This window comes from Nitrosovibrio sp. Nv17 (genome assembly GCF_900119085.1).
Classification (GTDB): domain Bacteria; phylum Pseudomonadota; class Gammaproteobacteria; order Burkholderiales; family Nitrosomonadaceae; genus Nitrosospira.
The window spans coordinates 1-22,278 of the sequence record NZ_FPIQ01000026.1 but is presented as its reverse complement, the minus strand read 5'-3'; the positions used below and the strand labels follow the sequence as shown (position 1 = coordinate 22,278).

Genomic DNA, 22,278 nt, shown 5'->3' with positions numbered 1-22,278 from the left:
TCGGCGTTATGAAGTCAGCCGGCTGTGGGTGTATCAGGTGCGCAAGCGATTTGAAGTCAGTGGCCAGCGCCACAGCCTGCCGGTAGGGGGGCATCGGCGTTCGCGCATTGCCCATCGGGAGGGGGATATCCGTCGCTGGATTGAAGCCAGGCCGGACATGACCTTGGCAGAGTTGAGTGAACGTCTGGCCGAGGAAGGGATTGAGATCAAAGTGCCTGCCCTGTGGCATCAGCTCAACAAGTGGGGGTTAAGCTTTAAAAAAAACCCTGCACGCCAGCGAGCAATCACGCGAAGACGTGCGGCAGGCACGAATTGAATGGGTACGGAATCAGCCTGCACTCGATCCTGGCCGACTGGTCTTTCTTGACGAGACCTGGGCCACCACATGCATGACGCGAATGCGCGGGCGCTCACCCCGAGGGACACGCTGCATCGCATCGGCCCCCTCATGGACACTGGAAGACCACCACCTTCATTGCCGGCCTGCGCCAGGATCAGATCACGGCACCGATGGTGCTCGATGGCCCGATGAATGGAGCGGCATTCCTGGCTTATGTCCGCACCTTCCTGTGTCCGACGCTAAGACCAGGCGACATGGTGGTAGCCGACAATCTGTCCTGTCACAAGGTCGACGGCGTCAAGCAAGCCATCGAGGCTGTGGGGGCAACCCTGCGCTACCTGCCGCCTTACTCTCCCGACTTGAGTCCGATCGAGAAGATGTTCTCCAAGCTCAAGGCATTATTGCGAAAGAGCGCAGCAAGAACGGTTGAGGCACTCTGGAACGAGATCGGCCGTCTCCTCGATGCATTTACGCCACAGGAATGCAGCAATTACCTCGCCTCCTCTGGATATGTAAATAAATAAATCAAAAATGCTCTATTGCGCAGGCCGTTGTCCCTGAGATTGACGGTGCGGCCCATTCGCTGCTGGAACAGGTCCGGCGTATCGAAGCCGATCGCGGGCCCGCTCAATACAATGGGGTTTCCTGCTCGTTGTAGCCGGTCTGGCTGGCGAGGTTTCCCATGTCTCCCCGTATGCCGCTGCCGATGACTTCGATGCAGCTTTTCCAGAATCCCGCCGAAAGCAGCTGCAGGCCCCGGAAATACCGGTTCGACATCCTGGCCGGCGCGGTATAGCGGCAGGTGATGCCCAGGCCTTCCTCATCGAGATTGATCGTCTTGTGCCACATCCATGCCGGGAAGAACAGGACGTCTCCCGGATGCAGTTCGAACTCGTGGCGCGGCGCGTACTCCACCAGGGGATAGGCGTCGGGGTCGCTCGGTTCACCCTGTCCGTCGGCTCTGAATTCCGCGAACCGCCGCATCCCGTCGCCGCGCGCGGCCGGGTAGAGCAGCCAGGAGTATTCGGATTCGATCAGGGTCCAGCGTTTCGACCCGGATACCGCGAGATACCAGTTGGGGCCTTCCTCGCAGTGGTAGTTGGCATTCAGCCCCGCGCCCAGGCCCAGGATCAGGAAGCTCAGCACCGGTTTCGACGGCCGGCCGAGGACTGGAAAGTAGGCATGCGACCGCGGGATGCCGAAGTATGCGTCGAAGGCCGGATTCTGGTCGAGCAGCAATTGCTGCGGAATGAAGTTGCGGCGCCTGTCCTCCGCAATCCGGCCCAGGGTCGTGTTGATCATCTTCCTGTTGCGCCTGTCGAGGGCCTGCACCACCGTATCCGGAAATCGCTCCGCCAGCCGTGCAAGCGTCCAGTCCGCCGGGGCCCGCTCGATGAAGCCCCGCAGCACGCAGGGGATGCCCTGCTTGACGTGGTCGCTGTAGAATCGCTCCGGGCTGATCCCGCCGGGTGGATACTCCGGGATCGGCAGGATCCGCCTGCGCGGCAGGCCGCGGCCCTGCAATCGCCGCAGCATCCGTCGTTCGATGCGCTGCCGCACATCCTGCAACGCATCCGGCCTGCGGGACAGGTGCTGATACAGCATGATGCCCTTCAGGGCCAGCACGTTCCAGTAGCCGAGAGGCAGCTTTGCCACGCCGCCCCTGCCCATCCGCTCCACCAGGAATGTGCGCAGGAAGAGCTGCTGTTCCGTCGCCAGCTGCCACATCACGTACAGGGCCGTCGCCACGCCCGCCAGCAGAACGGCCATCACGTTCCGGACGCGCGCGATCATCGCTCTGTCTTGCACCTCTGCGCTCTCCGCTCCATATCTTCTCCATGAAGACCGATCGATGGAGGCTTCGGGCATTTCTCTCCGCGCCAGGCGTTTCCAGCGCGACCTGGCGACTGGTTTTCCCGCTCTCGTCGTTATGGTTGGGTTCGAGACTCGGGTGTTCAGCCTCCTTTACGGGGGCGGCGTACGGAGTCCGCCCGCCCAATGGTTTCCCTCCCTCCCGCCGGAGGCAGGCCTTCCGGGGCTCGCTTCCCCACTACTCCCGGAAGCGCCCGGATGGGTGCTTCCAGCGCGCAGGAGACATTATTTCGACTTGAAAAGGCGATTGTCAATATGGCCTATGAATCACATGCATGTACGGCCTCGACGGGGCCACCTGTTTTTCATCGAAGCGAAAAACAATACGCACCCCTGTCCGCTCACGATCCCCGGCGCTGCCCGCTCCCGGCGGCGTCCGGCCTATTCCCCGGACGCACGCTTGTAGGCGGCCCATGCCGCATCCTGCGATTCGAGATTGTCCCGGAAAATCCCGAGGGCCTCCGCGCTCGGGCGATTTCCCTTTCCATCGTGCTCTTCGACTGATTGGGCATAACTCAAGACGGAATTCACGTCGGCGGAGGCGGGTACGCCAAAGCTCTTGAGAATGGAGCTGATTGCCTGCTTGGCGGTACGGTACTCCACAAGGCGCTGTTCCTTGACCGGATCGCCGAAGCGGGCGGTCGAGACGAGTATCCCCCCACCGACCCAGCCGGCGGCAAAAACAAAGTTTGCTTTGCCGTTATAGATATCAACCGAGGTCAGAACCACGAACTTGAGCGGTGCCCGCAGCGAAAGGCCGAGATAATCCTCAACAGCATGAGAAACGGCGGCGACCGACCATTGCTTGCCATTCACAAGACCATGAACCCGGGTATGCGGCGGCAGGGGTATCGGTCGTGGCACGGCGCAGACTGGAATATCCAGTTCACGCCCGATCACATCTCCAACCGCGTCGATCAGGCTGTCGCTTATCGACTCGCCCGCACGCAGGATCACAACCGTGGTTCTGGCGATTTCTTCCATGCGCTTGTCCAATTCGCAACGCGGCAGGGGAGTAATGGTGCGTTCTTCCGCCCAATACGGATCATGCGATCTGAGCGCAGACGCCGCGTCGGAAAAATGCTCCTTCCTCCCCGTGTCGGGTGACAGCGCGACGATCCGCTGCCGTACATCTTCCTGGCTGGGGTTGAGGCGCAGCGCGTGCAGATAGAGCCTGATTGCTTCTGCGGAATCTCCCTGTTCGTCCAGCATACGGGCATGAGCGGTCACCCAGTCATGGTGTTGCCCCGCAAGAACTCCGTCGTCCAATGCCAGCACCCGCTCCGCTGCAAGCGCCACGCGATCCGGGTTGACCGGATTCAGGTAAGGGTGCCGGAGCTGAATCCCGGCAACCAGCAGCACCACTGCAGGCAGCAACGGAAGACCCCACCAGATGCGCCGCCCCGGCGCGCCCGGACTCGAGAGAGCGAAAGGCAGGAGATAGAGGACAAGCCCCAGCGAGGCAACTAGCATGGTCACCCAGTCGTGGCTGGAGCGAAGCGACACGATCTCGCGTGTGTACAGCACCCATGCCAATGGAGCAAGCAGGCAGAACGCCAGCAGCCCTGCGCACTCGATCATCTGCTCCCGCCGGGATCGTCGCCTCGCCTCGCCGGCATGTTGCGCTTCGCCGGGATCTTGCTGCGGGTGGGCGATTTGCGCAGCCAGATAGATCCCGCGCGCGCCCACGAACGATGCGACGAGCCAGAACAGGTTTTCTCCCGCCACTGTGCCGTAGAGGATCAGAGCGACGAGGACGCCGATCAGTAGGATGTATCCCTTTTCGGTCAACCGTTCGACCGCGGCCAGCAGAAAAGATAGAAAGACATTACGCACGGCTGGCTCTTATCGATGCTTATTTTTTCAGCGGTGGGCGATGGGGCACCTGTCGACCAGGCAACTCACGGAACAAGGGACGGGGTAGCGGCGCGGAGCGCGCCGGACGGTCGCGAGGCAAATGATGCGGCCATTCTATGACTCAGCCGTTTTGTCCGGCGATCCATTGAGTGGCGTAGCGTATCAGGTCCGCTCCATCCTTCAGATTCAGCTTTGAACGGATATTGAAGCGGTGCGTTTCGATGGTCTTGATACTGCGGCTGAGAAGCTTGGCGATTTCCTGGCTGCTGTAGCCGGATCCGACCAGATGCAGAACCTCGAATTCGCTGGGAGTCAGGCTGTTGATCAACAGTTCGGGCTGCGCGTTTCCGGTTGCTGCCCGCTTCAGCATCCGCGCATGCATCTGCTTGCTGAGATAGATGTTCCCCGCAAGCACCTCGTGTATGGCGGCCATCAGCACCTCGCCCGGTTCCTGTTTCATGACGTAGCCATGCGCGCCGGCGCGCAGCGCATGCTGGGCGTGCGTGATCTCGTCATGCATGGAGACGACGAGTACGGGCAGGTCGGGAATCACGCCGTGCATGTTCTTCATGACCTCGAATCCGGAAAGCGTCTTGAGGGACACATCCATCAATACGATGTCGGGCAGGACGCCGTTCCTGAGCATGGCCAGCGCTTCATCGCCATCCCCGGCCTCAGCCACCACTTCCATGTCCGGTTCGAGGTTGATCAGCATCGCCATGCCGTGTCGCAGCATGGCGTGATCGTCCACGAGCATGACTTTTGATTTCGGGCCTGGCATGAGCGGCGGAGGGGTTCAGTGCGCCTGGATTCTCATGCCGCTTCCGGAAAGCGGCGCTCGCGACAGCCCTTGCGTTTGACGCCGCCCCAGCGGCGGTCTTTTTTGCCGGTGGCGGGCAGAGGCCGATCGCGGCGATCGTCCGCCCGCGATCGATACGCTTCCGGCCGGAGCCGGCCAGCGCTTTCCGATGTGTTCGTCTCGACAGGCATGGGAGTTCGGTTTCTCTGCCTCCTGGATCCGCCAGCCAGGAATCCCGCTCAATATAGCACGGCAGGTTGATCCTTGTGGAGCCTGCATTTCACCGGAAGCGGCCTCTTGCGGGAATGGCGGGCCATGCGCGCCGGATCAAAGGAGGCGCATGCCGGCGGAATCCCGGCATATCCATGCCGCCTGTGAGTTTTCTCACCGCCCGCCGCGCCCGTGCTCCTTATCCTGTACTCCATCGCGCACCGTGGCGGCGGCGCATGGTGAACACATCTATCCGGAGGATTGCGCATGGACATCGAAACGAGCGGACTGGCCCATCTGTCGGCGGAAGAGAAGCGTGGGCTGCTGAAGCAGCTGCTGTCGAAGCGGGAGGCGGAGCAGAAGGCCCGGGCCGGCTCGGAGGAGATACCGGAGGAACACTACCGCTTCGAACGCTTCCCGGAATTCCGCATGCTGCAGGAGCAGGCGGAGATTTTCCGCACGCTGTCGATGGACAATCCCTATTTCAGCGCCCATGAGGGCGTGAGCGACCATGTCACCCGCATCGACGGCAAGTCCTACATCAACTATTCCGGCTACAACTATCTCGGCCTGTCCGGCCATCCAGAGGTCACCGCCGCCGCGCAGGCCGCCGTCGGGCGCTATGGCACCTCCGTGTCCGCCAGCCGCATCGTCTCCGGCCAGATTCCCCTGCATCACGAACTGGAGGCGGCCCTGGCGCGGATGCACGACACCGAGGACGCGCTGGCGCTGGTGAGCGGGTACGCCACCAACGTCGCCGTCATCGGACATCTGTTCGGCCCGGACGACCTGGTGGTGCACGACGGCCTGATCCACAACAGCGTGGTGACGGGATGCCGGCTCTCCGGGGCGCGGCGGATGATCTTCCCGCACAACGACTGGGATGCGCTGGATCTGCTGCTGAAACAGAACCGCCGCCGCCACCGCCGGGTGCTGATCGTGATCGAGGGCGTCTACAGCATGGACGGCGACATTCCCGACCTGCCCCGCTTCATCGAGATCAAGCGGCGCCACAAATGCCTGCTGATGGTGGACGAGGCCCATGCCGCCGGCGTGACCGGTACGCGCGGCTTCGGCTCGCGCGACCATTTCGGCGTGCCCGGTGCGGAGGTCGACATCTGGATGGGCACGCTCAGCAAGGCATTCGCCAGTTGCGGCGGCTACGTCTGCGGCGCGCGCTCCCTGATCGAGAACCTCAAGTACAACGCACCGGGCGCGGTACTGTTCAGCGTGGGCATCTCGCCCGCCAACACGGCGGCGGCGCTGGCCGCCACTGCCATCCTGGTGCGCGAGCCCGGGCGCGTGGAACGCCTGCGCGCCCGATCGCGCCTGTTCCTGGAGAGGGCGCGGCTGCACCGCCTGGATACCGGACTGGCGGGCGGGACGGGGGTGGTGTCGATCATACTCGGCGACTCCGTCCTGTGCCTCAGGCTGGGGCAGCGCCTGGCCCGCGCGGGCATCCACGTGCATCCGATCCTGTACCCGGCGGTGCCGGAATCATCCGCGCGCCTGCGCTTCTTCATCACCAGCAACCTCGCGCCGGAGGAGGTGATCCACACGGTGGACACGCTCGCCTTCGAGCTGCGCACGCTGGCGGAAGCCGGCAAGACGGCCTTCCGGCAGCCGGTGCCGGCCTAGGGCCGGCATTCCGGCACGAGGCGCAGCCGGCCCATCACGGAGGATGAGGATTTCCATGTTGCACGACTACATACGCTGCATCCTGCGCTTTCCCCGGCGGGTGGTCGCGCTGAGTGTCGCCTGCATCGCCCTGGCCGGCTACGGCATGCAGTCGCTGCATTTCAAGAGCGACTACCGCATGTTCTTCAGTGACGAGAATCCGCAGCTGGTGGCGTTCGAGGCGCTGCAGAAGACCTACGTCCGCGATGACAATATCCTGGTAGTGCTCACGCCCGCCGGCGGCGACGTGTTCACCCGCGAGAACCTCGCCGTCGCCGAGGAGCTGACCCATGCCCTATGGGGCACGCCTTACTCCACGCGGGTGGATTCGATCACCAATTTCCAGCACAGCCATGCCACCGGCGACGACCTGGTGGTGGAGGATCTGGTGAGGGATGCAAGCCGGCTGGATGCCGGGCGCATCGAACGGATCCGCCGCCTGGCGCTGGAGGAGCCGCTGCTGGTGGATCGCCTGGTGTCGCCCGACGGCGGCGTCATGGGCCTCAACGTGGTGGTGCAGCGCCCCGGCAGGGATCAGGACGCGGAGACGATGGAGGCGATCGGCTTCGTGCGCGAACTGGTCGAGGGCGTGAGGGCAGCCCGTCCGGACATGGACGTGCGCCTCACCGGGTCGCTCATCCTCGATACCTCCTTCGCCGAATCGTCGAAGCACGATCTCGCCACGCTCACCCCGGCCATGCTGGTGGTCGTCTCCGCCGCGCTGTGGTGGCTTCTCGGTTCCGGCTGGGGCACCCTGGCGGTGCTGCTGATGATGGCGATGTCGGTGGCCGCCGCCGTGGGGCTGGCGGGATGGGCCGGCATCGCGTTCTCGCCCTCCAGCATCCCCGCGCCCACCATCCTGCTGACCCTGGTGGTGGCGGACGCGGTGCACGTCCTCACCGGCTACTATGGAGCCTTGGCGCACGGGCTGCAGCGGGCGGCGGCGATGGCGGAAAGCCTCGCCGTCAACTTCCGGGCGATCTTCTTCACCAACCTGACCACCGCCGTCGGCTTCCTGTCGATGAACTCCAGCGAGGTGCCGCCCTTCCAGGATCTGGGCAACATCACCGCCATGGGGGTGGCCGTGGCCTATCTGCTGACGATGGGCTTCCTGCCGGCGCTGATGATGCTCCTGCCCGCGCACGCGGGGCGGGCCGAGGCTCACGGCGGGTGGGTGCTGGAAAGGCTGGCGGGGCTGATCGCCGACCGCCACCGGGCGCTGCACCTGCTCCTGCTGGCCCTGACCGTTGGATTGCTGGCCTGTATCCCGCTGAATACGCTGGACGACGAGTACGTCAAGTACTTCGACGAGTCGGTGGCGTTCCGCCGCGACACCGACTACACCACGGACCATCTCACCGGCATCTACCGCATCGACTATTCGCTGGGACAGGGCGGCGAGGGCGGCGTCGGCGACCCGGTCTTCCTGGGCCAGGTCGAGGCGTTCGTGCAGTGGTACCGGCAGCAGCCCGAGGTGATGCACGTCTATGCCGTCACCGACGTCCTGAAGCGCCTGAACCGCAACATGCACGGCGACGACCCGGCCTGGTACCGCCTGCCCGAGACACGGGAGCTGAGCGCCCAGCTCCTGCTCCTGTTCGAGATGTCACTGCCCTATGGGCTGGACCTGAACGACCGCATCGACGTCGGCAAGTCGGCCACGCGCGTCACCGCGACGCTGCGCAGCATCTCGAGCCGGCAGGTGATCGACCTGGAGGCGCGCGCGCAGGCCTGGCTGGCCGCCAATGCCCGCTCCCTGAGACACGGGGAAGGCACTGGCCCGACGCTGCTGTTCGCGCACATCGGTCAGCGCAACATCCTCAGCATGATCACCGGGGAACTGGTGGCCATCGGCGTCATCTCCCTGATCCTGGTGTTCGCGCTGCGTTCGGTCGGACTGGGCCTCATCAGCCTGATCCCCAACCTGGTGCCGGCGGGCATGGCCTTCGGCCTGTGGGGGCTGGCCGTGGGACAGGTGGGGCTCGCCGCCTCGGTCGTGGCGGCCATGACGCTAGGCATCCTGGTCGACGACACCGTCCATTTCCTGAGCAAGTACCAGTACGCCCGAACGCGGAAGGGCCTGCCCCCCGAGGAGGCGATCCGCCACGCCTTCGCCACCGTGGGCAATGCCCTCTGGGTCACGTCGGCGGTGCTCATCATGGGTTTTTCGCTGTTCACGCTGTCCAGCTTCCGCATCAACAACGAGATGGGCATGCTGACCGCCATCATCTTCGCATTCGGGCTGTTCGCGGAGTTCCTGCTGCTGCCCCCGATCCTGCTGGCCTTCGAGCGCTGGAAGCAGCGCGCCCGTTCCTGTCTCGGCAAGCCTGCCGAACCTGCCACCACCCGCCTGGGAGAACTGAAATGAGAAAACTGCTATGCATGGTATCCGTGCTCGCCTGCCTGCCGCTCCTGTCGCACGCCCAGACCGACGAGGAGAAGGGGCATGCCATCCAGCTGGAAACCGAACGCCGCGACGCCGGCTTCGACAACAGCATGTACGACGCCGTGATGGTGCTGCGCAACGCGCAGGGTGAGGAGAGCGTGCGCGAATTCACCTTCAGGACGCTCGAGGTCGCAGGCGACGGCGACAAGGAACTGGGCGTGTTCCACCGGCCCGCTGACGTGCGCGGCACCGCCATCCTCACCTTTTCCCACGGCCTGAAGCCGGACGACCAGTGGCTGTACCTGCCGGAGCTGAAGCGGGTGAAGCGCATCTCGTCCGTCAACAAGTCCGGCCCCTTCATGGGCAGCGAGTTCGCCTTCGAGGATATCGCCTCGTGGGAGCTGGAGAAGTACACCTACCGCTACCTGCGCGACGAGGTGCTGGACGGCCACGACTGCTTCGTGATCCAGAACACCCCGGCCTACGAGTACTCCGGCTACACGCGGCAGGTGGAATGGATCGACAAGGCCATCTACCAGCCGCGCAGGATCGACTTCTACGACCGCAAGAACACATTGTTGAAGACGCTCACCTTCAGCGACTACAACCAGTACCTCGATCACTACTGGCGCGCCGGGCGCCTCGACATGGTCAACCACCAGAACCGCAAGAGCACCACGCTGTTCCGCAAGAACTACCGTTTCCGCGTGGGCCTGAGCGACCGCGACTTCTCGGAGAGCTCGCTGCGGAACGTCCAGTAGGCCAGAGCCCTTCCAAATCTGTGACGGCAGTGGATCCATGGCGCATCGGCCTTACACCTGCAGCGGGAGCGCGGGTCTCTGGATCGCGTGCCTCATGCTGGGGGGATGCATGACCGGCGCCGTCCGGGCGGCCGACTGGTCCGGTTTCGCGGCGGTGGATCTTCGCGCCTTTCCGGACACGCCCGCCTTCGCCGGGCAGAGCGGCATGCGGGTGGTGCCGTCGGTGGCGCTGCAGCCCGAATTCCGGCACGAGTGGAACGAGGGCGCGGACCGCCTGACGGCGATCGCGTTCGGCCGGGTGGACGCGGCCGACAGCAACCGTTCCCACGTCGATGTGCGCGAACTGAACTGGCTGCACCAGGGCGCTGGCTGGAGTCTGCGCGCCGGGGTGGGGAAGGTGTTCTGGGGAGTGGCCGAGTCGCGCCACCTGGTGGACATCGTCAACCAGACCGATCTCGTCGAGAACATCGACGGCGAGGAAAAGCTGGGCCAGCCCATGCTCAACCTGAACATTCCCACCGCCTACGGGAATTTCACCTTCCTGTACCTGCCGTACTTCCGGGAACGCACCTTTCCCGCGCCGCGCGCGAGACTGAGGTTTTCCCTGCCGGTGGACCAGGACGCTCCGCAATTCGCCAGCGGCGGCCGCTGGCATCCGGACTGGGCGGTGCGCTGGAGCCGCACCTTCGGCAACTGGGACGTCGGGATCGCGCATTTCATGGGCATGGGGCGCGAACCGCGGCTGGTGCCGCGCTTCGACGCCGGCCCGATCCCCACGGCGCTGACGCCGGTGTACGATCTGATCCACCAGACCAGCCTGGACGCCCAGGCCTCGCTCGGGAACTGGCTCCTCAAGCTGGAGGCGATCACGCGCAGCGGGCAGGGCCGGCGCTTCGCCGCCGTGGTGGCGGGGTTCGAGTACACGTACTACGGCTTGTTCGGAAGCAGCGCCGACCTGGGGCTGCTGGCCGAGTACCACTACGACGGGCGCGACCGGAGCGCGCCGCCCACGCCCTTCAACAACGACCTGTACCTGGGAGCGAGGTGGTCGCTGAACGATGCCCACGATTCCCAGGTACTGGCGGGCGTGACCACCGACCTGGAGACCGGCGCCACCATGTTCAACCTGAGCGCCAGCCGCCGCCTGGGCGAGAAATGGAAGGTCGAGCTGGAGTCGCGGATGTTCCAGAGCATTCCTCCCACCGACATCCTGACGGGCTATCGCCGCGACGACTACGTCCAGGTGCGCGTCGCCCGCTTCTTCTGAGCGTCCTTGTCCCCTTTTTTTCCATTCGGCCCGGACCTTGCCTTCAATCGCGCGGCGGCAGCGGCGGTATGGCCGTCGCCGCCCTTCCGGCATGCGCTGTGCGAGCGATCCACGCGCCTCGGCTCGCTGCATCCCGCCGAGGCCGAGCTGATGGCCGGCGCCGGGCCCGGGCGGGTATGGGACTTCCGTGCCGGCCGGCATTGCGCGCGCCAGGTCCTGGCCGCCCTCGGACACGCAGGCATCCCCGTCCTCATGGATGCGCACGGCGCACCGCGCTGGCCGCGGGACGTCGTCGGCAGCATCAGCCACAGCGGCGGCAAGGCCATCGCCGTCGCCACCCGGGATCCGGCCATCCGGGCGGTGGGGGCGGACATCCAGATGCTGGCGTGGCCGTTTCCGCGCGAGGCGCTGCCTTTTCTCTTCCGTCCCGAGGAAATCCGTGTCATCCTCGGCGCTGGTCCGCGCCACGCCGATCACCATGCGTATGCCGTATTTTCGGCCAAGGAGAGCGTCATGAAGTGCTGCTGCGCGGCCTTCGGGTGCCTGCCGGAGATGACTGCGGTCCTGATCGAGATGGACCTTGCCGAGGGCATCTTCCGCGCCCGCACGCCAGGATGGCCTGCATGCGGCGATTTCCATGGATCAGGCGTGGCGGGCAGGGTCGGGTTCGACGGCTCGCACGTCCTGACCGGAATATGGCTGCGGCAGGCTCCCCGGCCGGGGCGCATGCTGCGTTCCATTCAACATCAACGATCGGAGCTCTGATGCGCGTGACCATACTCGGGTGCAGCGGCGGAATCGCGGCGGATTCGAGAACCACCTGCCTGCTGCTGGACGACGACATCCTGGTGGACGCCGGCACCGGCGCCGGCGACCTGACGAGAGACGCGCTGCTGCGCATCGACTCGGTGTTCCTCACGCACGCCCATCTCGACCACATCGCGCTGCTGCCGATGCTGGTGAACATGGCGGGGCCTCACCGCAAGACCCCGATCGATATCTACGCGCTGCCCGAGACGATCACGGCGCTCAGGCAGCACATCTTCAATTTCCGGATATGGCCGGACTACACCGCACCCTCCGTGTTCACCCGGCCCTACCTGGCATTCCGGCCCATCGGCGTGGGAGAGACGGTCGAGCTGTCGGGCCGGCGCATCACCCCGCTGCCGGTGCGCCACACCATCCCGGCGGTGGCCTATCGCCTCGACAGCGGCGCCGCCAGCTGCGTGTTCAGCGGCGACACCGGCTACCACGAGCCCTTCTGGGAGGCGCTGCGCGGCATGGACGACCTGCGCCACCTCATGATCGAGGTCACCTTTCCCGACGACGACACGGGCGACGCGAGCGCATCCGGACACATGCACCCCGAGCTGCTGGTGCGCGGGCTGGCGAATCTGGATGGAAGCAGGCCGCTCGACGTGCTGATTAGCCACATGGAACCGGGCAGGGAAGAGGCCATCATGGCCGGGATCCTGGCGCGCGCGGGGGTGTTCCCCGCGTTCTCCCTGAAGCGGCTGGAGCGCGGGCAGGTGTATTCCTTCTAGCGGCGTCCGTCCCCGCCCCGGCTACATTCCGTAGGGATACCGGGCAGGATCGGCGCGACCCGAGGCGCGCACGTCCCGGAGCGCAGAGGCGTAGGCGTGCAGTATTTCAAGGGCATAATCCAGGCGCGCCCGGAGGGCCTCGTCCTTCCCGGAGAGGGGGCGGCCCGCGCCGAGCATTCTCCGGGCGTTGCGGACGATGATCTGCTCCGGAATATAGCAGATGCGCGTGTTCTTGTAGCTGCTCATCCTCAGTTCCGCCAGGGGATATGCGCCCCCCGCCGATGCGCTCACTCCGACGAGGCAGGCCGGCTTGTGGGCAAGCTCGCCCCGCTCGCAGAGGAGGAAGAAGTTCTTGAGCACGCCGGGCGCCATGCCTCCCCACTCGGGAGCGACGATCACCAGCGCGTCGGCGCCGTGCAGCGTTGCGGAAATCGACTTCCATGGTTCCTCGGGTGCGCCGGCGGGCGCGCGCCAGGGGGGCAGCGCGGTCCGCCCCAGGTCGAGCAGGAAGGGCGCTTGCCCCGTCAGCGCCGCCCAGCGGGCGGCGACGTGGCGCGCCACCTTCGCCGTTTCGCTCCCCGCCCGGGGACTGCCGGCGATCACCGCGGCCTTCATGCACGCTCCAGGCGCATCAGCATGACGCCGGGACGCCGGCCGATGCCTTGCCTGGAGCCTCGCGCATGTCCATGCTGCCGCCCCGGAGGGGGCGCACCCGGAAGGATGCCCCTTGCCCCGTGGAAAATTCCTCATCCGCGAGAGGGAAGGCAATGCCGGGTCCGCGACGGATCCCGCTCAACGGCAGGTGGTACAGCGAACCGTCGTACGAACTGGCGACGAAGGCTTCTCTTTTCGTGGAGTAGGCGATCGCGGAGATGCCGGCGCTGGTCGGGCGCGCGCCATGCAGCCACCGGCCGCTGCCGGCATCGAACACGAAGATCGTCCCGCCGTAGCTGCCGGTGGCGATGATCCTCCCGGAAGGGTCCGCGCACAGGCATTTTATCGAGTGCCGATGCGGCGAGCGGATGGCGACCGCCTGGTCGCCGCGCCAGAGCTGCAGATGCAAATCCCGGCTCACGCTCGCGAATCCGCCTTCCACCGCGACGCACCCGTTGATGATCTTCTCGTGCGCGCGCATGATTCTCCGCGTCACGCGGAAGCTCATGATGCTGGTATAGCATGCCTCGGCCGAGGCGGACACCGAGAACAGCGATTCGGCGTCTGCCGCGATTCCCTTGACCGCGTTGTCGTGGATGGCGATGGTCGTGACGCAGGCGGGCGGGGAGGCCGACAGGTCGAGGATCACCACCTCTCCGGTATAGGTCCCGAATGCCGCGAGCTCGACGCCGTTGCGCCGGAAGATTGCGCCGCAGTTGATCGGCGAGCGATGCTGGTGCAGCACTTCGCCGGTGACTGCGTCGAACACCCTTCCAAGTTGTCCACCGGCGAGGATGCGTCCGCCGCCGGAGAGGATGAAGTTGCACAGGCTGCCGAGTTCGGCGACCGGCCGGCCGTCCCGGTACAGAACCCCGGCATCGCCGATGGCGTACAGGGAATCGCCGGACGCGCATACCGCATTGAAGCTGCTGTAGGCGGCAACACCGTCCAGCCGCCACGCGCCCTTGCCGATGTCGTAGACGGCATACCCCGATCCGAACGTGCCGGTGGCGATGCGCCGGCGGTCCAGGAACGCGCCGGACCGCGGCCAGACCACCGCCGGGAATTCCGTCCGGCCGACTTCGGCCGGCATCCCGTCCTTGCCGATGGCCCAGATCGCCATGCTGCGATCGTAGCTCAGGCTGGCAAGCAGGCCGCGCCTCCCATCCATGATGAGGCGCTTGATGCCCGCCGCGTGCGCCCTGATCTTCGTCTGCGCGCCATCGCGGACGGCCACCAGGTGGCCCGTGTCGTCGCCGAAGAGGACGCCGCCCTGGGGGGTGACGGCCAGGGCGTCGGTCTGCGCGCCGTCAAGTTTGTACGATCCGAGCTGCCGGCCGCTCGCACCGTCCCATCGGCGCACCGTGCCGTCGTCGCTGGAGGAGAAGACCTGCCGGCCATCCGCGCTCCAGGCCACGGATATCACGTCGTCATCATGTCCGCGCATGATCGCGACGGGCGCGCCGTCGACGCCCGATATCCGCACGCAGCGGTCCCGGGAGCAGGTGGCGAGCCGTGTGCCGTCCGGCGAGAAGGCCGCCATCTCGACGTCGTCGCCGTGGTGCCCGATCACGACGAGCAGCCTCAGCAGCGGAACGTCCCAGACCCGGACGGTGCGGTCGCTGCTGGCCGATGCCAGCCTCGATCCGTCGGGACTGAAGCAGACCTGGTTCACCAGGTGGTCATGGCTGCCGCAGGCCAGCGGCAGGTGGCTCGCTCCATCCCACAGTATCAGCCGGTTGTCGTATCCGGCCGTGGCGACGAGGCGGCCGTGCGCCGCGATGCCGCTGATCGGGCCATGGTGCCTCATCGGCCTGCCCCATTCCCCGTGCGGTCGACAGGTGCGGCGGGCGTCCGGCCGCGTTCAGCCGGGCTCGGGCAGCCGGATCGTATGGCCATGCTTTTCGACCTTGGTGCGAAGATAGTCTATGTTGTGAGGGCAGTGGTAGACGCCGGTCGGAACCTGCGCCGCAATCGCGATCCCCAGGTCGGCCAGCGCCTGGCGCTTGCGGCGGTTGTTCGTCAGCAGGCGCGCCGCTCCGAGGCCCAGGGCGCGGATCATCTGGGCGGCGGCCTCGTAGCTGCGCGCGTCCTCCGGCAGGGACAGGGCGCGGTTGGCCTCGAAGGTGTCGAGCCCCCCGTCTTGCAGCAGGTAGGCGTCCAGCTTCGAATAGAGGCCGATGCCCCGGCCTTCCTGCCGCATGTAGATCAGGTAGCCGCCCTCCAGGGCGATGCGCTCCAGCGCTTCGTTCAGCTGGGCGCCGCAATCGCAGCGCGAGGAACCGAACACGTCGCCGGTGATGCACTCGGAGTGTATCCGCAACAGCGCTTCCCGCTCCGGGACCGTGCCCAGCCGCAGGGCGAAGTGCTCCTTGCCGTCGACCAGGCCGTCGAAGGTGATGAAGGTCGCCGCGAGCCTGTGGCGCAGGACGATCGGCACCTGGCTGCGTATCGAGGCCTGGGGCAAGGAGTGCATCAGAGGCTCTCCGCGAGGCGGAATCCCATGGCGTATACCGCGGAATTCGGGTTCCGGCCGTGCCGCCGCCGCGTGCGCGCGAGGTCCAGGAAGCGCGTGTAGCTGCCGCCGCGTGCGATCCGGTAGTCGGGGGAGATCCGGTACAGGTCGTCGATGATCACCCTGCCGCCGGGGTAGGGCCGGTAGGTGTCGGACACGTACTCCTCGACGTTTCCACCCATGTCGGCGACGCCGTGGACCGAGTTTCCGCCGGGAAAGCAGCCGACCGGACTGGAATCCAGCAGGCCCAGTTCGACCGTGTTGGCGACGCCTTCCATGGGTGCGTTGCCCCACGGGAATTCGAGGCGATCCGGACCCGCGGCGGAAAATTCCCACTCGGCCTCGGTCGGTAGGCGGAAGGCGCGGCCGGTCTTTGCGGACAGCCATGCCGCATAGGCGTCCGCCGCCTCCGGGTCGACCGTGTGCACCGGATGGTTCCCCTTTTCCGCCGGGTAGCGGCCGAAGATCCAGGAGGTGGGCAGCCAGGGGCGCCCCGTGTCCTCCAGGAACAGCGAGAACTCGTGGTTGGTGACCGGGTACCGGGCGATGCGGAAGGGTGTCAGCGCGACCGCGTGCATCGGGCATTCCTTTTCTATCCATGCCGGCTGCACGCCCAGCGGCGCCATGTCCCGGCAGGCGCGCGCTAGGTCTTCGACGGCCAGCCCGAGCATGACCGGCCCGGGCGCGCAAATGTCGACCATGGCCGGCGAGAGTGGCTGGATGCGCGGATCCCCCAGCAGCGCCAGCACCGCTCCCGCGGCCAGTCTCGAATGCAGCGTCTGGCCGGGATCTTCCACCACGCCGGCCAGTTCGGCCAGGAGCCCGGTGCCGGCGCCGAGCAGGCGCCGCATGGCGGCGGCGATGCCCGCATCGTGGCTCGACCGGGTATAGGCCTCCGGCAACCCCATCATCTTCCGGGGTGGCCAGACATGGGAGATCGGCTCCCTGAAGTTCAGGTTCCTGTACATGGCGTATGTTCCCCGGGCACGCCCCCGCGGCGGGAAGCGCGCCGGAGGAAGCCCGGGCCCGGCATCCGGCGTGCAAAGTCCACGATGCCCTGGCGGAGGCGGCCGGTCATACGGCCAGCAGTTCATCGGCCTGCTCCACGCGGTAGTGCCGGGTCAGCATGCCGGGCAGCACGGGTCCCAGCGAGACGCATTTGTTGCTGTGGATCCGGAACAGGTGGCCGGTGCCGGAGCGGCCGAAGGTGATGAAATCCAGCGGGTAGGCGTCGTCCTCGCGATAGCGCAGCCAGGCCAGCCCCTTGGAGTAGTCGGTCTGGTCCGCGCTCGTGAAGAGCTTCTCGCCGGTCTCCAGGTCGCACAGCACGACATCCGTGGCGTAGGTGACGAGCACCAGGTATCCGAATGCCGCATCCCAGATGAAATCCTCGACCGTATTGCCGCAGGAGGGCACCAGCGGCTCGCATTTCCCGGTCGACAGCCGATAGCGGTAGACCCGGTCGATCTGATTGTAGAGCAGCGTATCGGCATCGAGCCATTTCACCCGCTTCAGGCGTCTCGACTCGGGGCCGGTATCGAGCACCTGGCAGGTGAGGGCATCGAGGAAGAACAGATGCCCGTTACGTTCCCCGACCGCGACCACGTCCCTGTCGGGATGCAGGGCCAGTGCCCAGACCGGCTCGCCGCCGGAGGACCAGGTCGCCGCGACCGCCCCGGTGCCGGTATCGATCGAGCATACCATGCCGTTCTCGAGGCAGGCGATCGCGCGCTCTCCGCCCGCGGTCACGGTGACGTCGCGGATGGCGCTGCCCAGATCCGCGACCACCCGGTGCCCTCCGCCGGCGCAGCGTATCAGCTGCCCGGAGGTCTGGCCCAGCCACAGATCGCCCGCCGGCGCGGGCGCCATGCGCTTCGTGTACGAGGCGTCCGTCCCCTTGCTCGTGCGCGAGGCGATGTGGAACCGCGGCGTACGGCTGCCGGGTTCCAGCTGGTACGAAACGGTGACGATCTCGTCGCCCTCGCCGGTCAGGGCCATGCGGCCGTCATCCAGGTGGCAGGCGCTCCAGAGGGCGGGAGGAGTATGCCGCAACCAGCGCCGCGCCTGCCGCCGGCCGAGATCCACCTTGTAGACGCCGCCGTCGAAGCATTGCAGGAGCGCGGTCTCCGGTTCCCGCCGCAGCGTCTTGATCCAGCGCATCTTGAAGGGCGCGGCGTAGACCACGCCCATGCCCGCGCACGTCGCTGGATCGATTTCATGGACGTTGCGGTCGAATCCGGCCACGAACGCGCGCCCGGATACCGGGTTGAAGGTGACGTGCTCCAGGTCGTCGCGCGTCAGCACCGGTCCCTGCACCCGTATCTCGCCGGCGGCCAGATCGAACAGGAACACGCGCCGGCTGTCGGAGGCGACCAGGTAGACATCCTCACCGACCGGCTCGAACCAGTGCACGTTCTTGTCGATGAACTGCCATCGGTTCAGGATCAGTCCGTTCTCGGAGAGCACGACGCTGCCCAGTGCGCCGCTCAGCAGCCGGGCGCCGTCCTGCACGTAGCGTACCGTGGTCAGATCTTCCAGGTCGTGAAAGCGGCTGCAATGGATCAGCTCGAATGCGCCGCCGCCATAGTCGAGCTCTACCAGCCCGGCATTCGCGCTCCTCGTGGCGATGCGGGGCAGGGTCGGATGGAAGCAGAGCGCCTGGCTCTGGCTGGGATGCCGGTGTATCGTCTCGAGGTCGTTCCAGGGTGAAGCCTTGCGCAGGTTGAAGCGTGCGATCTGTCTTGGCCTGGAGGGAGTGCCGACATCCCAGAGGACGGCGAAGTTGTCCATGCCCATGGTCGCGGCCAGCGGCTGCACCGGGTGGGCCGCCAGCGCATAGATGTCGCCCGCATGGCCTTGCCCGCGGCCGACGATGTTCAGGCGATCCGGATCCGCGCACAGCAGCTCGCCGGAATTCGTGCCCAGCAAAAGCAGGGTTTCGTCCTTGTCGACGGCCAGCGAATTGATCTTGAATGCGGTATCCATGTCTGTCGGTTTTCCGTCGTTGCGGGAATGATCGGTGGAAGGAATCGGAAGACAGGCTTGCCCGGCGGCACCGGGATGAGTCCAGCGGCATGGTGCGTGCGCCACCGGCTTCACCCGGGCGCCGGGTTCCTTGCTAACTAGATGGCCGGCTTGATGAAAAAGCCGCTGACGGTCTCCGTGCCCCGCACCTCGCCGATATGGCTGTTGCTCAGTATCTGGCGCTGATTGACGAGTGTCTGGGCAACATAGGTCAGCGTCGGGTCGTCGATCGCCACGCCGGTTTCCCTGCTGAGACTGGACAGCGCGTCGTGGAATTTGGCCAACGCGGCAGGATTGCTCTTCAATCCCTGCAGTACGGTATGGGCGCGGTTGAGGTCCGGGGCATTCGAGCTTGATGCAGTCATCACGATCTCCTTACGAAAGATGTGCGCCCGGGATGAGCGCACGGGTTGGGAACAACGGGTTTTCGTCGATGGATGCGGAGGGTGTCACGGCGCATCCAGCCGGCCGGCCACCATGTCCATCTCCATGCGTTCGAAACTCTGCTTCGTACAGTCCTGCATCGATTGCAGCAGCCGGGCTTCCGCAGGCGTCGGCGCGTGCGCCAGGAATGCCATGAATGTCTGCCTGTCGGGCCACTGCGCGTAGGCCAGGTAGGTCTCGTCGCCTGCCTTGTGCAGGCGTGATCCCCTACTTCCATGGTGCCGGCGCACCAAGGCTGTCATCCGGGACCAGGCCTGGATGAAAGCCTTCTCTTTTCCCGCGTGCAGCTTCCATCGATAGATCACGGCCAGCATGGCACGCACGCCCGGCCCGAAGGGACGGCCACGGCGGGTGGCCGGTGTCGCCATGGAAGCAACGAAGTAAAGCACCATTGATTTTTATTGTCAGTAATCAATTCGGATTTAACTTCATGGGCAAGGATCGACTACCTTCGATATGCCTGCAAAACAACGTGGTCGAGGAGATTCCAGACGGACGGGGCCTGGCCGTGCTGCGGCGATGGAAACGATGAAACAGCGACGGCTCGGATGCCGATATTAGATACGAGGACTCAACCGTTGGCTACCTGTAAGAAATTACAGGGTAGCGGCGATTGCCGATGGCTCCGTCCCGCATGCGCCGGCGGAGCACGGGCGTGTCCATGCCATGCGGAATTCGCGGAATGACGCCGGGGAAATGCCATATGCTTACCTCCGTTTTACATAAGCATATGTGGAAATAATATTTCCCATCGAAAGGGGAAACCTCCTAAGATCAGGATCAGGCGATAGAGCGAGTCCGTAATATCGCCCTGTCCTGGTTCCTTACAGGACATCCGCATTCCTCGTATTCCGTCAGGTTTTTTAATTCTTCGGAGAAAACATCATGAAGGTCTCAAGGAATTCGTGCGCCCTGGCATCCGCCGCTACCCTGCTTGCAGCAACGATCAGCCTGTCCGCAGGCACGGCCCGGGCGGACGCCATCACCGATTGGAATTCCCATGTCCTGAAAGCCACCAAGGGCTACAACGGGACGACCGGGGCGGGCGTCGCCCTCGGCACCAATCTTGCCACGCGCATCCTGGCGATCACGGGCCGGGCCGTGTTCGATGCAGTCAACTCGATCAACCACTTCAGCGAAGACTACTACTACTATGACGGCAGCAACAGCGGATCGGCTCAGGCTGCCGCCGTGCAGGCGGCATACGACGTGGTCGTGAGCCAGCTTCCCGATGCGCCGGCATGGGAACCCACCCGCGCGTGGCTGGAGGCCCAGCGTGCCGCCGATCTTGCCGCGCTGAGAGTCAATGCGGCGGACCCGGGCATCCAGGCCGGCAGGGAGGCAGCCGCGGCGGCCATCCAGGCGCGCCAGTTCGACAATTCGGCGCCGGTGACGAACTACGGTCCGACCCTGACCCCGACCTCCAATCCCGGTATCGGCCTGTGGCGTCAGAGCAATGCTGCCGGGGTGGTCAATCCGGAAACCGGCGCGCCCACGGGATTCGACGCCGGGGGTACGATCGATGGCAGGCCCGGTGTCGATTTCAACTGGAGGGACGTCACCCCATTCAGCCTGACCAACCCGCAAAGAGCCAACCTGGTGGCGCTGGTTCCCGTCCCGCTCGAGGTCGACAGCAAGGAATACGATCTGGAGCTGGAGTACGTGCGTGCGCACGGGCAGGATACGTCCAGGGCGCGTGATGCCGACCAGACGGCGCAGGCGCTTTACTACAAGCTCGATGCGGAGCTGTTCGTCAACGAGGCGGCGCGCATCGCCTCGGCGGCGCGCAAGCTGACGCTGAACCAGAACGCCCGGTTGTTCGCCCTGCTCGGCAGCGTCGTGGCGGATGCGCGCATCGCCTCGTATGCCTCCAAGTACGAACAGAAGGTATGGCGGCCCATCACAGCGCTGAACGCCGATGCGGACGGCGCCGTCACCAACGAATACGCCGATTGGCGCCCTCTCGCGGCAACGCCTTCGCATCCATCCAATACGGCCGGGCACAGCACGACCGGTGCCTCGGGCTTCCGGGTGCTCAGGGCGTTCTTCGGCGACAAGATCAGGCCGGACGGCCAGCCGGTGACGCTGGGAACATTGCCCTGGCTGACCGGAACCAACAACGGCACGGGCAACGCCACCAGCCGGAGCGTCAGGACGTTTTCCCAGGCGCAGCTGGAGAACGGGGCCAGCCGGCTCTATCTGGGCGTGCACTATGGGTTCGACAACCTGCAGGGGCAGCTGCTGGGGCTGGCGGTGGCGGATACCATCATCGATTCCGACGATCCCGCGGCCGCCGGTCTGAGCACGAATGATTCTTCTCCCGCTTCCCTCAAGAAAATCCGGCGCACGCTGCTGAGCGCGCCCAAGCTGTATGGATACTATGGGCGGGAACCGCGCCGCAACCAGACCGAACTGGACGACGTCGACCTGCGCCAGTACCGCCCCCACAAGCCTCGCCGCCATCACCATCGCTGGTAGGCCCGGCGGCAGGCTGTTCGCCGTTCGCTGGAAGGAAAGAAAAGCGCCGGGCTTCCGGCGCTTTTCTTTTGCGAACCCCTGGATTTCGGCGGAGCAGGGGTAGCAGGGGTAGGGGTAGATACTCTGTTCAGAGTCAACACTAATTCATGTTTTTTGCTCATGCGGGAAGGGCATAGAAGCGTTGATTATCGAAGGGCTGGTCATGGGTGAGCATGCCGTGGATGGCATGCAGCAATTTACGCATGACAGCGCATACTCCTTGCAAAGGAGTCTTGCCGTTGCAGATCAGATGCTCGAAGAAGCCCTTCACGTATGGATCATGTTTCTTGGCGGACAGAGCTGGCAGATAGAGGGCACGGCGGATATGGCAGTTGCCGGCTTTGGAGATGCAGGCGCGCTTGTCCACGCTGGTTCCCGACTTGAAGTGACGGGGGTCCAGTCCTGCCGCCT

19 protein-coding genes and 1 pseudogene are annotated in these 22,278 nt (G+C 65.4%); 9 read left to right on the top strand and 11 right to left on the bottom strand.

Features of this window, described 5'->3' with window-relative positions:
• Both BT108_RS12170 and BT108_RS13375 read left to right on the top strand, forming a co-directional pair.
• A partial coding sequence (locus BT108_RS12170) for a transcriptional regulator (protein ID WP_072294843.1) occupies positions 1-316 on the top strand: 316 nt, incomplete at its 5' end.
• Positions 317-420: 104 nt separating this feature from the next.
• Positions 421-864: pseudogene (locus tag BT108_RS13375) on the top strand (IS630 family transposase); the annotation flags it as partial.
• Positions 865-967: 103 nt separating this feature from the next.
• Here the strand turns inward: BT108_RS13375 and BT108_RS12160 are convergent.
• The 3 genes from BT108_RS12160 to BT108_RS12150 form a co-directional block, all read right to left on the bottom strand.
• Complete coding sequence (locus tag BT108_RS12160) at positions 968-2,149, bottom strand: cupin-like domain-containing protein (RefSeq protein ID WP_255369718.1); 1,182 nt, start codon at positions 2,147-2,149, stop codon at positions 968-970.
• Positions 2,150-2,593: 444 nt separating this feature from the next.
• Positions 2,594-4,048, bottom strand: coding sequence for a zinc metalloprotease (locus BT108_RS12155; protein ID WP_072294840.1), 1,455 nt, complete (start codon positions 4,046-4,048; stop codon positions 2,594-2,596).
• Positions 4,049-4,190: 142 nt separating this feature from the next.
• Entirely contained in the window at positions 4,191-4,826 is a 636-nt protein-coding gene (locus tag BT108_RS12150; protein ID WP_255369717.1) for a response regulator, read from the bottom strand.
• Positions 4,827-5,345: 519 nt separating this feature from the next.
• Between BT108_RS12150 and BT108_RS12145 the strand changes: the two genes are divergently transcribed.
• The 6 genes from BT108_RS12145 to BT108_RS12120 are packed head-to-tail and all read left to right on the top strand — an operon-like array spanning position 5,346 to position 12,713.
• Positions 5,346-6,716, top strand: a complete 1,371-nt coding sequence (locus BT108_RS12145) for an aminotransferase class I/II-fold pyridoxal phosphate-dependent enzyme (protein WP_072294838.1) — start codon at positions 5,346-5,348, stop codon at positions 6,714-6,716.
• A 55-nt stretch (positions 6,717-6,771) separates the two neighbouring features.
• Positions 6,772-9,123: an efflux RND transporter permease subunit gene (locus BT108_RS12140; RefSeq protein WP_072294842.1), complete on the top strand. Its 2,352-nt coding sequence runs from the start codon at positions 6,772-6,774 to the stop codon at positions 9,121-9,123.
• Positions 9,120-9,902, top strand: a complete 783-nt coding sequence (locus BT108_RS12135) for an outer membrane lipoprotein-sorting protein (RefSeq protein ID WP_072294837.1) — start codon at positions 9,120-9,122, stop codon at positions 9,900-9,902. The genes BT108_RS12140 and BT108_RS12135 overlap by 4 nt, the downstream gene beginning before the upstream one ends.
• Before the next feature lie 37 nt (positions 9,903-9,939).
• Entirely contained in the window at positions 9,940-11,169 is a 1,230-nt protein-coding gene (locus tag BT108_RS12130) for a hypothetical protein (RefSeq protein WP_143142490.1), read from the top strand.
• A 6-nt stretch (positions 11,170-11,175) separates the two neighbouring features.
• A complete protein-coding gene (locus tag BT108_RS12125; RefSeq protein WP_072294835.1) occupies positions 11,176-11,934 on the top strand; it encodes a 4'-phosphopantetheinyl transferase family protein in 759 nt (252 codons plus the stop codon).
• Positions 11,934-12,713, top strand: coding sequence for a 3',5'-cyclic-nucleotide phosphodiesterase (locus BT108_RS12120; protein WP_072294834.1), 780 nt, complete (start codon positions 11,934-11,936; stop codon positions 12,711-12,713). The genes BT108_RS12125 and BT108_RS12120 overlap by 1 nt, the downstream gene beginning before the upstream one ends.
• Positions 12,714-12,734: 21 nt before the next feature.
• On the opposite strand, the gene BT108_RS12115 is transcribed toward BT108_RS12120, so the two are convergent.
• The 7 genes from BT108_RS12115 to BT108_RS12085 all read right to left on the bottom strand — a co-directional run bounded on the left by BT108_RS12115 (position 12,735) and on the right by BT108_RS12085 (position 19,718).
• Complete coding sequence (locus tag BT108_RS12115) at positions 12,735-13,328, bottom strand: NADPH-dependent FMN reductase (RefSeq protein WP_072294833.1); 594 nt, start codon at positions 13,326-13,328, stop codon at positions 12,735-12,737.
• Between the two features lie 16 nt (positions 13,329-13,344).
• Positions 13,345-15,177 carry a WD40 repeat domain-containing protein gene (locus BT108_RS12110; protein WP_072294832.1) on the bottom strand — a complete coding sequence of 611 codons (1,833 nt, stop codon included), beginning with the start codon at positions 15,175-15,177 and terminating at the stop codon, positions 13,345-13,347.
• A 54-nt stretch (positions 15,178-15,231) separates the two neighbouring features.
• A complete protein-coding gene (gene ribA, locus BT108_RS12105; RefSeq protein WP_072294831.1) occupies positions 15,232-15,843 on the bottom strand; it encodes a GTP cyclohydrolase II in 612 nt (203 codons plus the stop codon).
• Complete coding sequence (locus BT108_RS12100; protein WP_072294830.1) at positions 15,843-16,850, bottom strand: formylglycine-generating enzyme family protein; 1,008 nt, start codon at positions 16,848-16,850, stop codon at positions 15,843-15,845. Before BT108_RS12100 ends, ribA begins: the two co-directional genes overlap by 1 nt.
• A 106-nt stretch (positions 16,851-16,956) precedes the next feature.
• Positions 16,957-18,867: a WD40 repeat domain-containing protein gene (locus BT108_RS12095; protein WP_072294829.1), complete on the bottom strand. Its 1,911-nt coding sequence runs from the start codon at positions 18,865-18,867 to the stop codon at positions 16,957-16,959.
• A gap of 137 nt (positions 18,868-19,004) precedes the next feature.
• Positions 19,005-19,271 (bottom strand): hypothetical protein, encoded by a 267-nt coding sequence (locus BT108_RS12090; protein WP_072294828.1) that lies wholly within the window; start codon positions 19,269-19,271, stop codon positions 19,005-19,007.
• Between the two features lie 84 nt (positions 19,272-19,355).
• Positions 19,356-19,718, bottom strand: coding sequence for an antibiotic biosynthesis monooxygenase family protein (locus BT108_RS12085; RefSeq protein WP_218184867.1), 363 nt, complete (start codon positions 19,716-19,718; stop codon positions 19,356-19,358).
• Positions 19,719-20,235: 517 nt separating this feature from the next.
• Between BT108_RS12085 and BT108_RS12080 the strand changes: the two genes are divergently transcribed.
• Entirely contained in the window at positions 20,236-21,828 is a 1,593-nt protein-coding gene (locus tag BT108_RS12080; protein ID WP_072294826.1) for a vanadium-dependent haloperoxidase, read from the top strand.
• Positions 21,829-21,985: 157 nt separating this feature from the next.
• Here BT108_RS12080 and BT108_RS12075 read toward each other — a convergent pair.
• Positions 21,986-22,278, bottom strand: a 293-nt coding sequence (locus BT108_RS12075) for a transposase (RefSeq protein WP_143142489.1), incomplete at its 5' end; no start/stop codon positions are given.